The following is a 13790-nucleotide window of genomic DNA, read 5'->3' as shown; positions in this document are numbered from 1 at the left end:
CTCGCGGGCCCGCCGGACCCGCCGGACGCACCAGACCCGGCGAGCCGGCCGGGCCGGTCGGAACAACCAGGCCGGTCGGGGCGGCCTGGCCACGGGGTTGGTACAGGCCGCTCTTGGCGATGAAACGCACCACCCCGTCCGGGGTGAGATACCAGATCGGCGCCCCGCGGCTGACCCGGGCCCGGATGTCGGACGACGAGATCGCCAGCGCTGGCACCTCCAGCAGGCTGACGGCGTCCACCGGCAGGCTCGCGTCGAGCTCGAGCTGGTAGCCGGGCCGGGTGACGCCCACGAAGTGGGCCAGCCCGAACAGTTCCTGGACGTCCCGCCAGCTGAGGATCTGCGCCAGCGCGTCCGCGCCGGTGATGAAGAACAGCGTGGCGTCGCTGCGCTGGCGGCGCAGGTCCCGCAGCGTGTCGATGGTGTAGGTCGGGCCGCTGCGGTCGACGTCGATCCGACTCACCGTGAAGCGAGGATTACCCGCCGTCGCGAGAAAGGTCATGAGGTATCTGGCCTCGGCCGGTGACACCTCCCGGTCGGCCTTCTGCCACGGCTGCCCGCTGGGGACGAAGACCACCTCGTCCAGATCGAACAGGGCGGCGACCTCGCTGGCGGCCACCAGGTGGCCGTTGTGCACCGGGTCGAAGGTCCCGCCCATCACGCCGAGCCTCACGAACGGACAGTAACCGGAGCACGGCGCGGTTTCGACATCTCACCGGATGTATCACATCTGGCGGCGCCCGGCACGTCCGCTGTCACACACCGGGCCTGACAAGCGAGGAAAGCGAGGAAAGCACGCACGGGGACGACACGCGTGGGAAGCGCGTGGGAAAACCGGGGATCGGCGGGAAAAGCGGGACCGCGGGAAGTTCGGCAACCGCCGGGGAAGCGGCCGTAACCATGCCGCCGTCGGCCCGCTAGGCTGGAAGTGTCGCAACCATTCCGGGCTGGCCGTGACCGGCGCCCGTGCCTGCCACTTCTGCTGCCCGAGGGGGCCCGCCTGATGCCGCCCAGTCCGCTCGCGGGCCGGCCCGCGCCACCCGACACCCTCATCGACGTGGACGCGCTGCTGGCCGCCTACCACGACGAGCATCCCGACCCCGCCGAGGCCTCCCAGCGGGTCGCGTTCGGGACGTCCGGGCATCGCGGATCGTCACTGCGACGCTCCTTCAACGCCGACCACATCGTCGCGGTCACGCAGGCGATCTGCGAGCACCGAGCCGCGCACGGGGTGGACGGGCCGCTGTTCCTCGGCATCGACACGCACGCCCTGTCCGCGCCGGCCCGCGACAGCGCGCTGACGGTGCTGGCAGCGCACGGGGTGGACGTGCGCGTCGCCCCCGGCGACGAGGCCACCCCCACCCCGGTGATCTCCCACGCGATCCTCACGCACAACACCGGCCGCGGCGCCGTCGGCCAGACCACCGCCCGCCCGGGCGGGATCGCGGACGGGATCGTCGTCACGCCGTCGCACAATCCCCCGGCGGACGGCGGGTTCAAGTACAACCCGCCGAACGGCGGGNNGGCGGGCCGGCCGACACGACCATCACCTCCTGGATCCAGGACCGCGCGAACGCCCTGCTCGCCGACGGGCTGCGCGGCGTCCAACAGGTCTCCCTCGAGCGGGCCCGGGCCGCGGCCACCGTGCACGACTACGTGTCGGCCTACGTCGACGACCTGCCGTCCGTGATCGACCTCGACGCCATCCGCGGCGCGGGGGTGCGCATCGGCGTCGACCCGCTGGGCGGGGCGAGCCTGGTCTACTGGCAGGCCATCGCCGAGCGTTACAAACTCGACCTGAACGTGGTCAACGCCACCATCGACCCGCGGTTCGGCTTCATGACCGTCGACTGGGACGGCAAGATCCGGATGGATCCGTCGTCACCGTACGCGATGGCCTCCCTACTGCGCCTGAAGGACTCCTTCGACGTGGCGCTGGCCAACGACGCCGACGCCGACCGGCACGGCGTCGTGACCCCGGCGGCCGGCCTGCTCAACCCCAACCACTACCTGTCGGCGGCCATCTCCTACCTGTTTGCGCACCGCGCCGACTGGCCGGGCGCGGCAGCGGTCGGCAAGACCCTGGTCAGCTCCAGCATGATCGACCGGGTGGCGGCCGGGCTCGGGCGCGGCCTCGTCGAGGTCCCGGTCGGCTTCAAGTGGTTCGTGGACGGGCTGGTCGACGGCTCGCTCGGCTTCGGTGGGGAGGAGAGCGCCGGGGCGTCGTTCCTGCGCCGCGACGGCCGGGTCTGGACCACCGACAAGGACGGCCTGATCCCCTGCCTGCTCGCCGCGGAGATCACCGCCGTCACCGGGCGGGACCCGGGGCGGCTGTACGAGGAGCTGACCGGCCGGTTCGGCGCGCCCGCCTACCGCCGGGTCGACGCGGCGGCCTCCCCCGCGCAGAAGAAGATCCTGACCTCCCTCACCCCGGCGGACCTCGACGCCGGCACGCTCGCCGGCGAGCCGGTGCGCGCCGCGCTCTCGCACGCCCCGGGCAACGGGGCCGCGATCGGCGGGGTGAAGGTCGTCACCGAGAACGCCTGGTTCGCAGCCCGGCCGTCCGGCACCGAGGACGTCTACAAGATCTACGCGGAGAGTTTCCGCGGCCCCAAGCATCTTCAGACGGTCCTCGCCGAGGCCCAGGCGGTCGTGGACGCCGCGCTGCGTCGCTGAGGTTCTCCCTCGCGGCATCGCGGCGTCGCCGGAGCCCCCGGCGTGGCGCCCCCCGTGTCGCCACGCCGGGGGCTCCGGGGCGTCTCTCCCGCCCCGGGACCCGCCCCCTGGCCTCCCCCGTGTTGTCGCGCCGTGCCACGCGGCGGCGCCACGCCGCCGATTGCCCCTGTATTCCCGGCCCCTGTTTGTTGGCGCCGCCTGGCGACGCTGCGGAGCCACAGGTTCCGGCTTCTTTCTGTCTCCTGGTGTGACGTCCTCGGTGTGACGTCGGTTGTCCTGCGACAGTTGGCTTACGGTGTCGTGGCCTACGGCGTCGGTGCGCCCGGGGCGGTGGGCGTCCGGGTGCGGTTGCGGATCCGCCGCAGGAGGCGGTAGCCGCCGAAACCGGCCCCGGCCAGCAGCGCGATCAGGACGATCGGCCCGATCAGACCGACGAGCACGGCTACCCCGCCGGTGAAACGGTCCCAGGACAGTCGCAGCGCCCCGACCAGGCCCTCGTCGTCATCCGGGTCCGGCCTGGTCGTGGGCGTTCCCTGCTCGCTGATCCGTACCGTGAGGGTTGCCAGGTCGCTGGCGTCGGCCAGCACCTGGCGCTGCCCTTCGAGCTGTTCGATCCGCGCCTGCACGTCGTCGATCCGCTGCTGGACGGAGAGGATCTCCCCGATCGAGTCGGCCTTGCCCAGCAGGGCCAGGTAGGTGTCGCGCGAGCTGCTCAGCGCCTTCAGCCGAGCCTCAAGATCCACATACTCGCCGGTGACATCCTGTGAGGAGACGGTTGACGCCCGGACCTCGCCGGTCTTCCCCACCTGGCCGCGCAGGTCGTCGAACGACCTGGTCGGCACCCGCAGGGAGACGGTCGCGCGCTGCTGGTCGTCATCAGAGGTGGCCGAGGTGCCGCTGCTGTCCAGCGAGGCGAGATAGCCGCCCAGCCCCTGTGCCGCCGTCGAGACGGCGGCGACCGCCGCGTCGACGCCGCCTGGCCGCACCTGTAGTGACATCGAGCCGGTCCGGACGATCCGTGGCTCGGCTCCGGCCGGCCGGGCCGGNCGGGCCGGATCGGCCGCCCGCGCCGTCGGCACGGAGCCGGCTGCGACGCCGGACCCGGCGCCGGACTCGGCCGCGCGTGCGTCGCCGGCCAGGGGAGCGGACGGCGCCGCCGGCTCTCCCGGAGCCACCATCCGTGAATCGCTCGGAGCCTGCCCGTCGCCGCCCACGGCGGACGACCCCGGCTGTGACGCCGGCATGTCAATGGCCGGCAGCGGGACACTCGACGACGACCCGGACGTATCCGACCAGCTGCCGATCGCGACAACACCGCCGGCAACGGCAACAACCCCGACAACAACCGCCACGCCGATCAGACGCCACCTGAAGGTGCCGCGTGTGACCGCGGCCCTCACGCCTGCCAGCGCTCCCGTGACCGCCGCGCCTCCGCCAGCGTCTCCGCCAGCCGCCGTGGTTTCTCTGGCTGCCGTGCCTCCCGTGGCCGTCGCGGCACCATCACGCCGGTCCGCAGCAGCCGCCGACGCCGAGACCGGTGGCTCCGCCACCGCCGTCGATGTCCCTCCTGGCGGTGGCGCCGCCGTCGCGGGCGCCGCCGGGGCGCTGTCGGGATCCCGGACGTTCGAACCTGTTCTGACCATCCCGGTGGCCACCCTTCCGTCGGGTGTCAGCTCTCGCGCTGCCAACTCCTGGAAGGTTGGACGCCCGCTCGGCCGTTTCGGTTCACCCCGGTTTTCCGGTCACGTCGTGAAACGTCCGCCAGGGTGGAGACGATCGGCTCAGGAGGGCAGGAGGCGTTCGATGAAGGACTGGAGCTGCTCGACGTTGCGGCACTCGACCATCTCGTCGACCAGGTCGGCGTAGGCGCGGGTGGCCGAGTCCCCCGAACCCCAGTAGGTACGCGGTTCGGGGTTGAGCCAGTAGGCGTGCCGGGCCTGCGCGCACAGCTTCCCGAACACCGGCGCGGCGGTCGCGCGGTAGTTGTTGCGGGCGTCCCCGAGCACGAGCAGGGAGGTCTTCGGGCCGACCGCGTCCGGATACCGGTCGGCGAACACCTCGAAGGCGTGCCCGTAGTCGCTGTGCCCGTCGAACCACACCAGATCGGCTCCGTTGGCTATCCGCGCCATCATGTCGCCGAGGTCGGCGCCCCGCAGGAAACGGGTGATCTCGTCGGTGGTGTCGATGAACGCGAACGCCCGGACCCGGGCGAACTGCTCCCGCAGCGCATGCGTCAGCAACAGCGTGAAGTACGCGAAGGACGCCACTGACCCGGAGACGTCGCACAGCACGACGAGCTCGGGCTTGTGCGGCTTGTGCGGCCGGTGATGGGTCTCCATCGGCACCCCGCCGGTGGCCAGCGAGGAGCGCACCGTGCGGCGGAAGTCGAGCCGGCCGGAGCGTCCGAGGCGGCGACGCGCGGTCAGCCTGGTCGCGAGCCTGCGGGCGAGCGGGTGGACCAGGCGGCGCAGCTCCGCCAGGTCCCGCTGGGAGGCGCGCAAAAAGTCGACCTGCTCGGCCAGGGGCTTGACCGCGGTCCGTGCGACCGCGTCGGCCCCGCGTTCCTCGGCGAGCCGGCGGCGCACCTCGCTGGCGACCATCTCCTCGAAAGTGCGGATACGCTCCATGATTGTCTGCCGGGCGACCCGTTCGGCGAGGCCGCCGGCATCCTGGTCGCCGAGCATCGCGCTCAGCAGGTCGGCGACGAGGGTGTCCGGGGACAGCGCCCGCAGGGCCCGGTAGGCGAACCAGGAGTGCCGACCGGGCGCGCCCGGCGCCGACCCGAACCTGGTCACGGCCTCGCGGGCGAGGCGACGCAGCTCCTCGTCGTCCCCGCGCAGCAGGACGTCCAGCAGTTCCCCGCGCAGGGCCTGGCGCAACAGCTCAAGAGCATGATCGTTGTCGGCAGCACTGCCCGGTTGGCCCGGATCCGTTGCCGTTCCCGGTGTGCCGTCCTCGCCAGCCAGGAAATCATCTACGGACAGCCCGTCACCGATCACCGGCGGGAAGTAGAGATCGAACAGCGTGTCGAAGGTCACCCGGTTGGTCGGACGTTTGCACATCGTCGCCGCGAACCCGGCGCGCAGCGCCTCCCTGTCGAGCGGCCCGACGGCCGTGAGCGCGCGGACGGCATCCACGGTCTCGGCACTGCTCACCGCCATCCCCGCCTGTCGCAGCGCGGCGGTGAACACCACCGTACGGTCCAGCAGACTCATCCCGGACATCCCATCGAGTCACGCCGTGCTACGAAATAACACTCTATGTTATGCCAACCCAGATCAGACATGATCAGTTCGAGCTGAGTTTGAGCTGGCCGATGGCTCGCGCCTGATCACTTACGTGTTTGAGAACGACACCCAGGGTGGACGCCACAGCCTCCTCGTCGAAGGTGTCGATCCCCAGCGCCAGGACCGTCCGCGCCCAGTCGATCGTCTCGGCGATCGACGGGACCTTCTTCAGCTCCATCGCGCGCAGCGCCCGGATGGTGCCGACGATCGCCTCGGCCAGTTGCTCGGGCAGCTCCGGCACGCAGGCGAGGACGATCTCCTTCTCCCGCGCCGGGGACGGGTAGCCCAGGTGCAGGTACAGGCAGCGACGCTTGAGCGCCTCGGACAGCTCCCGGGTCGCGTTGCTGGTCAGCACCACGAACGGACGCTGGCGGGCGACGATCGTACCCAGCTCGGGGATGGTCACCTGAAAGTCGGAGAGCACCTCCAGCAGCAGGCCCTCGACCTCGACGTCGGCCTTGTCGGTCTCGTCGATGAGCAGCACGGTCGGATCGGTGCGCCGGATCGCGGTCAGCAACGGCCGGGACAGCAGGAACTCGTCGCTGAAGATGTCGTCATGGGTTTCGTCCCATGCCTCGTCGCGACCGGCCTGGATACGCAGAAGCTGCTTTTTGTAGTTCCACTCGTACAGCGCCCGGGCCTCGTCCAGCCCTTCGTAGCACTGCAGACGGATCAGTTCGGCGCCGGTCGCGGACGCGAGGGCCTTGGCGAGCTCGGTCTTGCCCACGCCGGCCGGCCCTTCGACAAGCAGCGGCTTGCGGAGCCGGTCCGCGAGGAAAACCGTCGTCGCTATGGCATGATCCGCCAGGTAGCCGGCCGCTCGCAGCCGGTCGTGAACATCCGCCACATCGGCGAAAGCGTGCTGCTGTAGCGGCATATACACCTCTTGTGTGATTCAGCCCCTCGTCCATAGTGCCAGCGATGGGCTGCCCGACGCGACCGCACGGCCCCTGCGTGCCACCGCGTGCGTTCAGGTCCACACTCTCATGAGCGGAGAGGACCTGAAAGCCGGCAAACCCGGCGATCCGGTGACAGCGGCTTCCCGGCACCGGTGGATCCGGGGGGCTCCAGCGGGAACCTCGACGCGGAAGAAACGTCGTCGCACCGGCTTCGGCCCACAGGCCCACGGGGCAACACGTAGGGGGAGGCAGAACCATGAACGTCGCTTTTCTCGGCATGGGACGGATGGGACGGGAGATGGCCCGCCACGTCATCGAGGCCGGCCACCAACTGACGATCTGGAACCGGACACCGGGCCGGGCCCGGGAGCTGGTGGCCGCGGGCGCGCGCGAGGCCGCCTCCGTACGGGACGCGGTGGCCGGCGCCGACGCGGTCGTGCTGATGCTCTTCGACGACGCCTCCGCCCGCCAGGTGTTCAGCGACGTGGTCGCCGGCGCGCCCGCGCGCACCCTCGTGATCAACACGACGACGATCGCGCCCGCGACCGGGCGGGATCTCGGGCGGGTGGCCGCCACGGCCGGGCTGCGCTACGTGGAGGCACCCGTGGTCGGGACGATCGAACCGGCCCGGGACGCCACCCTGCGCGTGCTGGTCGGCGCGAGCGGACAGGACGCGGCCGCCGCCGAGGAACTGCTGTCCCGGTTCGGCACCACCCGGCACGTCGGCGGTGTCGGCGCCGCCACGGCGTTGAAGGCCGTCGTGAACCTGGGCCTGGCGCTGGCCACCGGAGCGCTCGGCGAGGCGCTGCGGCTCGGATCGGACCTGGGTGTCGACCGTGACCTGCTGCGCTCCGAACTCGCCGGCGGCGCGCTGGGGTTCATCCTGAACTACAAGCAGTCGATGCTCGCCGACAACGACTTCCAGCCCGCCACGTTCACCCTCGACGGTCTGATCAAGGATCTGCGGATCGNACCCTGGCGCTGGCCACGGAGGCCTCCGACGCGGGGCACGGCAAGGAGGACTTCGCCAGCCTCGCCGCCTACTACACCGCGACCTGACCTCCACCCCGGCCTGGCCGCCAGCGCGGCCTGACCAGGGCCACGTGTCGGCCAGGGCCATGGCCTGACCAGCGCGTGGACGGCNCGGCCGCCGGCCGGTGTCGGGAGGTCAGGTACGGCCGGCGATCAGCAGCGGGATGTCGTGGGCATAGTCGGCGACCTTGGTGCCGGCGAGGTACGCGACACGGGCGGTCCCGTTCGGACTGAAGGCCGTCACCTGCGTGCCGTGCGAAACGGTCACTGACCCGTCGGGCTGCCGCTGTGGCCGCTCAAGCGTGACGCCAAGCTGCTCGGCGTAACCGGCGATCGTCTCGAACGGGCCGGTCAGCCCGACGAACGACGGGTCGAACTGGGCCAGCCAGCTGCCCAGGGCCGCCGGGGTGTCCCGTTGCGGGTCGGACGTGACGAACACCACGGACACCTGGGCGCGGTCCGCTGGCGGCAACGTGCTCAGCGCGGCGGCGATGTCCGCCATGGTGGTCGGGCAGATGTCCGGGCAGTGGGTGTACCCGAAGAACAGCAGGGTGAGCCGGCCGGCGGTGGCCGCCCGGAAGTCGTAGGGACGCCCGTCCGTGCCGGTCAGCCGGATGTCCGGCTTGCTCAGTGGCTGCTGTAAGGCCACCCCGCGCACACCCGCGGCACCCGGGAGATCGTCAAGGTGCACCAGCCCGTTGCCCCGCTGGCCGGCCGTTCCCGAGGAACCGCAGCTGGTGACCAGCACGGCGAGCAGGATGCCGGCGAGGAACGCGGCCGCGAGCGTCCGGGGCCGCAGTGTCCGGGATCGGAACCGGTGGGAGTTCACCCGTCAACAATGCACCCACCTGCGACGCGAGCGTCGCCCCCACGACAGCACGGCTCACCACGCCGGCCGGTGGCACGGTGCCAGCCAGGTGCTGTCAGCCACCCTCCCAGCCACAGCGCCGGCCGCGGTGATGCCGGCCGGTATGGCGCCGGCGGCACAGTGGGCCACGGCGCCGGCGGGTGGCTGGTCAGCCGGCGGCGCGGGCGGCCAGGCCCAGCGCGTAGTCGAGCCACCACTGGCCGGCACCGGGCCCGCCGTTGCACGTCCCGTCCGACTCCCCGGGAACCTTGATCCACAAATACGCGTCGACGATCGGATCACCTACGTTACTGGTCGGCGCGGCGCCCAGCGCCCGGCCCGGCGGATTGCACCAGACGTTGCCGGGGGCCGGGCCGAGCCCGTTGCGGCTGGTGTCGATGACGGCGTGGGCGGTGCCACCCAGCGCCGCGGACACCGCGGCGGCATAGGCACGCTCGTCCGCCGTCTCGTCGAAGTTCGAGACGTTCAGGGCGAAGCCGCGGGCCCGGTCGACGCCGGCGGCGCGCAGCCTCGCGGCGGTGTCGGCGGCGCTGTGCCAGGTGGCGTTCCCGGCATCGAGATAGACGGCCACGCCAGCGCGGGCCAGCACGTCCACCGCGTTGCTCAGCAGCGAGTACCGGGTCTGGCGGTCGGCCGCGGACAGGCAGTCGGTCTGGGCGATCGCGTCGGGCTCGAGGATGACCGCGGCCGGGCCCCGGCCGATACCGGCGGCGAAAGCGGCGATCCACGCCCGGTAGGAATCCGGGCTACCGGCTCCGCCAGCGGAGTAGCTGCCGCAGTCACGGTTGGGGATCGCGTAGGCGACCAGTACCGGCAGCGCGCCGGCCGCCCGGATCTCGTTCACGCGCCCGGCGACCCTGGTCCGCACGGCGTCCGGGTTCGCGGTGTCACCGCCGAACCAGTCGGCGTGCGAGGTGTTCGCTATCCGGCTCAGCGCGGCGGCGTCCGCGGGCGCGCTGTTACGCAGCCGGGCGACCGCGGCCACGGCCTCGCTGTCGGGATCGACGTAGAACCTGCTCCCGGCGAACGGATTGCCGCTGGCCGTTGCCGGTGCCGCTGGCGACTGTGCCGGCAGCGGCCGCGCGGCGGGGGCCTCGGTGTGCCCGGCGGGATGCGTGGGTTGCGCGACTGGCGCGGCAGGGGTCTGTGCCGGCGCCGGGGCCAACGAGCCGAGAAGCGAGGCAACAGCGGTCAGCGGCCCGGCGGCCACCGTACCGACCGGACGCGGAATCACCACGTCCACCGAGGACGAGGCCGGAGAGGCCTCGGGGAACACCACCCGTACACAACCGAAACCCGCGAATACGGCGGCGACGACGACCGGCACCAACCACATCCATCGCGGCCGGCGGGATTTCGGACGATGCGCATGGCGGGCGGCCCGGCGTCCGGGCCTTCCATGCACCTCTGTCGACACACGACCTCCGAACGGGCGGTTGGATGCGCTGGCTTTCTTGCTCACCCCCCTGTCCGTACCGGCAGTTTAGCAGCGGCCGCGCCGACGACGCGGAAAGCCGACACAGGCCGGCGCCCGCCGTCACGCTTACGCCGGAACCATGCCGGCAGGATGCCGGCAGGATGACGACAACGACCGTCGACGACTACCTCCGGTTGCCGGAAAAACAATCGACGTTGTCTTTTCGTTGTGATTCCGCAGACGTGGCGGACGGGAGAATCCCGCCGGCGGCGAGCGTATGCCCGAGGCGCGGCCCGGTCACCACCCGCCCGAGCGGGGCGAACCGGTATGCGGGCCCGGTATGCGGGCCCGGTATGAAGGCCCGGCATGAAGGCCCGGCATGAAGGCGTTGTTCTGTTTCGCGACGGCCGGGCGCCGGGAGCGCTCCCGGCCGGGAACACAATCCACTGAATCACGCCAGAACGGGCGGCCGGCACGCCGGAACCAATGCGCCCGGCCAGCGGCAGGCCGATTCCCCGGCGCCTCACGAAACGGCACGCGGCGCACGGTCACACCGATTCCGTCCATGAGCTGGCTCATCCCGGACCGGCCGCGCCGGCGCCGGGAGTACCGCCGCGGACGGGTCCGGGAACAGCCGGGGTACGGCGGACCGCTGCCCCCAGGGCAGCAAAGGTCCCGCTCAGGACGTGGCGTTACGGACGAGTTCGTCGGCCTGGGCCGGCCACCAGGTACCGGCTGAAGGGTTGTTCCGGCCGCACTCCCCGTCGCTGGCTCCTGGCACCTTGATCCAGAGAAAGGCGTCCGCGCGCGGGTTGCCGGTGTCGGTCGTCGGCGTGATGCCCAGCCCCCGCCCCGGCGGGTTGCACCAGGCGTCCTTCAGGTCGCCACTGGCCGGGCCGCGGCCGTTGCGTGAGGTGTCGACCACGAAATGGCTGCCGCCGGTCAGCCCCGAGATCACGTCGGCGCGGGCCACCTCGTCCTGGGTGTGGTAGTAGTTCGACACGTTGACGGCAAACCCGCGGGCCCGCTGTACGCCCGCCCGCTCCAGGCGGTCGGCGATGACCGGTGCGTCCGTCCACCCGCAGTTGGCCCCGTCCAGGTACACGCTGGTGCCGGAAAGCCCACCGTAGACGTCGACGGCGTCGTTGAGCAGCTGGTAGCGCTCCTCCTGCTCGGCGTGCCCCAGGTGGTCCAGCTGCGCCAACGAGTCGGGCTCCAGGACGATGACGGCGTTGCGGTGGCCGATGCCCGCCGCGACCTTCCTGGTGAAGGCCCGGTAGGAGCCCGCGTCGGGCAGACCTCCGGCGGAGAAGCCCGCGCTGACGTCACGGTGCGGGATCGCGTAGACCATGAAGACAGCGGTGCTGCCGGTGCGTTCCGCCTCGGCCGCGCGTGCCGCCACCTGGGCCTGGACGCTGTCGCCCAGCCAGTCCCCGACCGGGTAGGCCAACGGTCTGGTCGCGATCGTCGCGGCGGCCGTCCCAGCCGCCGGGTTCTGGCGCGCCACCTGAGCCGGCTGGCTGTTGGGGTCGACGAGGAACGGTGCCCGGGGCACCGGGCCTCGCGGGCCTGGCCCCTCCACCGCGCCGTGGCCGGCGGGGTCCCCGGCGGGGCACTGCGGGCCGACCGCGGTCAGCGCGGAGGTCGTGGCCGGGGGCGAGTCCGGCCCGTCCGAGCCACCGCACGCGGACAGCACCGAGATGGCGCCGGCGACCGCGGTGACCCTGACCCGGGCAGCGCGCCGCGACCGGTCAGCTCCCGGCCCCCGCTCCCTCGTGACACAGCGGACCAACCTGGAGATCAATACAAGCCCTCCTCATCCAACATGAACCCAGGTGGCAACGGAGGGAACACCCTCGTCGTTGGTCACAAAAAGCATGTACCAGTCTGACGGAAGCAGGTTGGGGTTCTCGGGGACCTCCAGTGTGACGCTGCCTCCTGTCTGTTGGGTGATCGGCAGTGCCACGGAGCGTTGCTCGGTGTCGGTGACATGGGTGTAGGCACCCGGTCGGATCAGACGCACCTTCGACGCTGGCTGGGACGACTTCACGGTGATGGCGGCGCCCCGGGTGATCTCGGTCGGCGCCTCGGAGACCACCGGGCGCTCGCCCTTGTAGAGGTAGGGCGGGGAGTACACCTCGACCCGGGTCTCGAAGAAGTTGTCGTCGCTCAACGGGTTGGAGCCGAAGACCGCCACCCGCCCGTCCGGCAGCAGCAGGTACTCGGAGTGGTAGTCACGGCCGACGTGTGGATCGGCCGCCGGGGTGAAGCTGTTGGTGTCCGGATGGTAGATCTCAGCGGTCAGGGAGTCCTTGGCCCGATAGCCGCTGGAACCCCCGGAGACCAGCACCGTGTCGTCGGGCAGGACGACAGCTCCGGGATACCGTTTGGCCAGCGTCAGGTTCGGGCCGCTGACATAGGCGGGCTCGGGCGCGGACAGGTCGACGATGGCGGTCCGGGCACTCGCGGCCTGGGTGTCACCGACGCCGCCGCCGGCAATGAACATCACCTTCTGGTCCTGTGCCGGCGCGAGCAGGATCGTCCCGGCCGTCTCGTTGATCTCCGGTTCGGGCAGACCGTTGACCGGCTGGAAGGAGTTGTCCGCCAGGTTCCACAGGCCGGGCTGGCGGTCGGCGACCTCCGCCGGGCCGTAACCGGCGTTGGCGCCGGAGAAGAACAGCCGGCCGTCCGCGGCGAGCAGCAGGGACGGGTAGGTGGGGAAGATCTTCTTCAGGTAGTGGCTGTCCTGCCACGTCCTGGTGGCCGGGCTGAACAGTTCGGTGTTGCCCTGGTCGATGTCGCCGTTCTCGTCGAGACCGGAGACCGACACCACCGTGCCGTCGGCGAGGGTCACCAGGGTCGGATACCAGCGCGCGTGGACCAGGTCAGCGGTCTTCTCGTACCGCTCGGTGTCCGGGTTGAAGATGTAGGAGTCCTTCAACCCCTGGTACTCGTGCTTCTTGCCGTCGGGCGAGTCCGCCGCCAGGATCTCGTACTTCTTCGTCCCCCCGGCGATCAGCAGGTTGCCGTTGGGGAGGAAGGCGTGCCCCGCGCAGAAGACGTCCCATGGCGTGTAGACGTCGGTGAAGGTGTTCGCGACCGGATCCCACAGCGCGGTGGTGAAATTCCCCGCGTCGAAATTGGCCTGGTCGTTGCCGGAACCGGCCATGAGCAGGACCTTGCCGGTACGCAGCAGAGCCGCGTGAATGGACCGGGTGCCGTTGTCGGCGACGATGTCCCAGTGCCCGCGGGTACGCATGTAGTCCGGCTGGTTGGACTGCCATTCGGCGTACTGCTCACTGGCCCACGACGCGGCGAACGGGCCATTCCCGGCAATGATCAGAGCAAGCAGCACACTGAGCTGAACCAGCCGCCGTCGGCGCACCCGGCGTTTCTGGGAGGAAACCATCATGTCAGTTCCTCGAGCAGTCCGTCACCGGAAACACGGCGACGGCGTGGCATGAGTTTCATCGTGGCCTCCTCTGTGTAGGTGCCCGGTCCCGGGCGCCCACGGGCGGAGCCTCCCGCCGCCGACTGCTCGGCCGAGACCACCAGCGCGGCCGCGGGCCGCCCCCCGCGCGCGGCACCGTCCTGGGCGCGGCGGGCCGGTT

Annotated in this window: 10 protein-coding genes and 1 pseudogene; 2 read left to right on the top strand and 9 right to left on the bottom strand. The window is 71.3% G+C overall.

Features of this window, described 5'->3' with window-relative positions; translation table 11 throughout:
- Window positions 1-658 (bottom strand): nicotinate-nucleotide adenylyltransferase (gene nadD, locus FrCorBMG51_RS22140; RefSeq protein WP_420848663.1); only part of this gene is annotated, 658 nt, incomplete at its 3' end.
- 345 nt (window positions 659-1003) lie between these two features.
- On the opposite strand from nadD, the pseudogene pgm reads away from it, so the two are divergent.
- A pseudogene (gene pgm, locus FrCorBMG51_RS22135) lies at window positions 1004-2676 on the top strand (phosphoglucomutase (alpha-D-glucose-1,6-bisphosphate-dependent)).
- Window positions 2677-2981: 305 nt separating this feature from the next.
- Here pgm and FrCorBMG51_RS22130 read toward each other — a convergent pair.
- The 3 genes from FrCorBMG51_RS22130 to FrCorBMG51_RS22120 form a co-directional block, all read right to left on the bottom strand.
- Entirely contained in the window at window positions 2982-3854 is an 873-nt protein-coding gene (locus FrCorBMG51_RS22130) for a DUF4349 domain-containing protein (protein WP_157180622.1), read from the bottom strand.
- A 603-nt stretch (window positions 3855-4457) separates the two neighbouring features.
- Window positions 4458-5891, bottom strand: coding sequence for a vWA domain-containing protein (locus tag FrCorBMG51_RS22125; protein WP_047224944.1), 1434 nt, complete (start codon window positions 5889-5891; stop codon window positions 4458-4460).
- 73 nt (window positions 5892-5964) lie between these two features.
- Window positions 5965-6840 (bottom strand): AAA family ATPase, encoded by an 876-nt coding sequence (locus FrCorBMG51_RS22120; protein ID WP_047224943.1) that lies wholly within the window; start codon window positions 6838-6840, stop codon window positions 5965-5967.
- 278 nt (window positions 6841-7118) lie between these two features.
- Between FrCorBMG51_RS22120 and FrCorBMG51_RS22115 the strand changes: the two genes are divergently transcribed.
- Window positions 7119-7955, top strand: coding sequence for an NAD(P)-dependent oxidoreductase (locus FrCorBMG51_RS22115; RefSeq protein ID WP_235433813.1), 837 nt, complete (start codon window positions 7119-7121; stop codon window positions 7953-7955).
- 75 nt (window positions 7956-8030) lie between these two features.
- Here FrCorBMG51_RS22115 and FrCorBMG51_RS22110 read toward each other — a convergent pair whose 3' ends face one another.
- The 5 genes from FrCorBMG51_RS22110 to FrCorBMG51_RS32070 all read right to left on the bottom strand — a co-directional run.
- Complete coding sequence (locus tag FrCorBMG51_RS22110; RefSeq protein ID WP_047224942.1) at window positions 8031-8723, bottom strand: SCO family protein; 693 nt, start codon at window positions 8721-8723, stop codon at window positions 8031-8033.
- 187 nt (window positions 8724-8910) lie between these two features.
- Window positions 8911-10098, bottom strand: coding sequence for a glycoside hydrolase family 6 protein (locus tag FrCorBMG51_RS22105; protein WP_235433812.1), 1188 nt, complete (start codon window positions 10096-10098; stop codon window positions 8911-8913).
- A gap of 760 nt (window positions 10099-10858) precedes the next feature.
- Window positions 10859-11983 carry a glycoside hydrolase family 6 protein gene (locus FrCorBMG51_RS22100; protein WP_047224941.1) on the bottom strand — a complete coding sequence of 375 codons (1125 nt, stop codon included), beginning with the start codon at window positions 11981-11983 and terminating at the stop codon, window positions 10859-10861.
- A gap of 12 nt (window positions 11984-11995) precedes the next feature.
- Window positions 11996-13588, bottom strand: coding sequence for a kelch motif-containing protein (locus tag FrCorBMG51_RS22095; protein WP_235433811.1), 1593 nt, complete (start codon window positions 13586-13588; stop codon window positions 11996-11998).
- A partial coding sequence (locus tag FrCorBMG51_RS32070; RefSeq protein ID WP_047224940.1) for a hypothetical protein occupies window positions 13588-13790 on the bottom strand: 203 nt, incomplete at its 5' end. The genes FrCorBMG51_RS32070 and FrCorBMG51_RS22095, both read right to left, overlap by 1 nt.

Source organism: Protofrankia coriariae (assembly GCF_001017755.1).
GTDB classification, from domain to species: Bacteria; Actinomycetota; Actinomycetes; order Frankiales; family Frankiaceae; genus Protofrankia; species Protofrankia coriariae.
Note: the sequence above shows the minus strand (reverse complement) of the source record. Positions and strands in the feature narration are given on the sequence as shown.

Coding starts and splice junctions, on each gene's coding strand:
- FrCorBMG51_RS22125 (WP_047224944.1), bottom strand. CDS start 5,891: ATGAGTCTGCTGGACCGTACGGTGGTGTTCACCGCCGCGCTGCGACAG.
- FrCorBMG51_RS22105 (WP_235433812.1), bottom strand. CDS start 10,098: ATGTGGTTGGTGCCGGTCGTCGTCGCCGCCGTATTCGCGGGTTTCGGT.
- FrCorBMG51_RS22095 (WP_235433811.1), bottom strand. CDS start 13,588: ATGGTTTCCTCCCAGAAACGCCGGGTGCGCCGACGGCGGCTGGTTCAG.
- FrCorBMG51_RS22120 (WP_047224943.1), bottom strand. CDS start 6,840: ATGCCGCTACAGCAGCACGCTTTCGCCGATGTGGCGGATGTTCACGAC.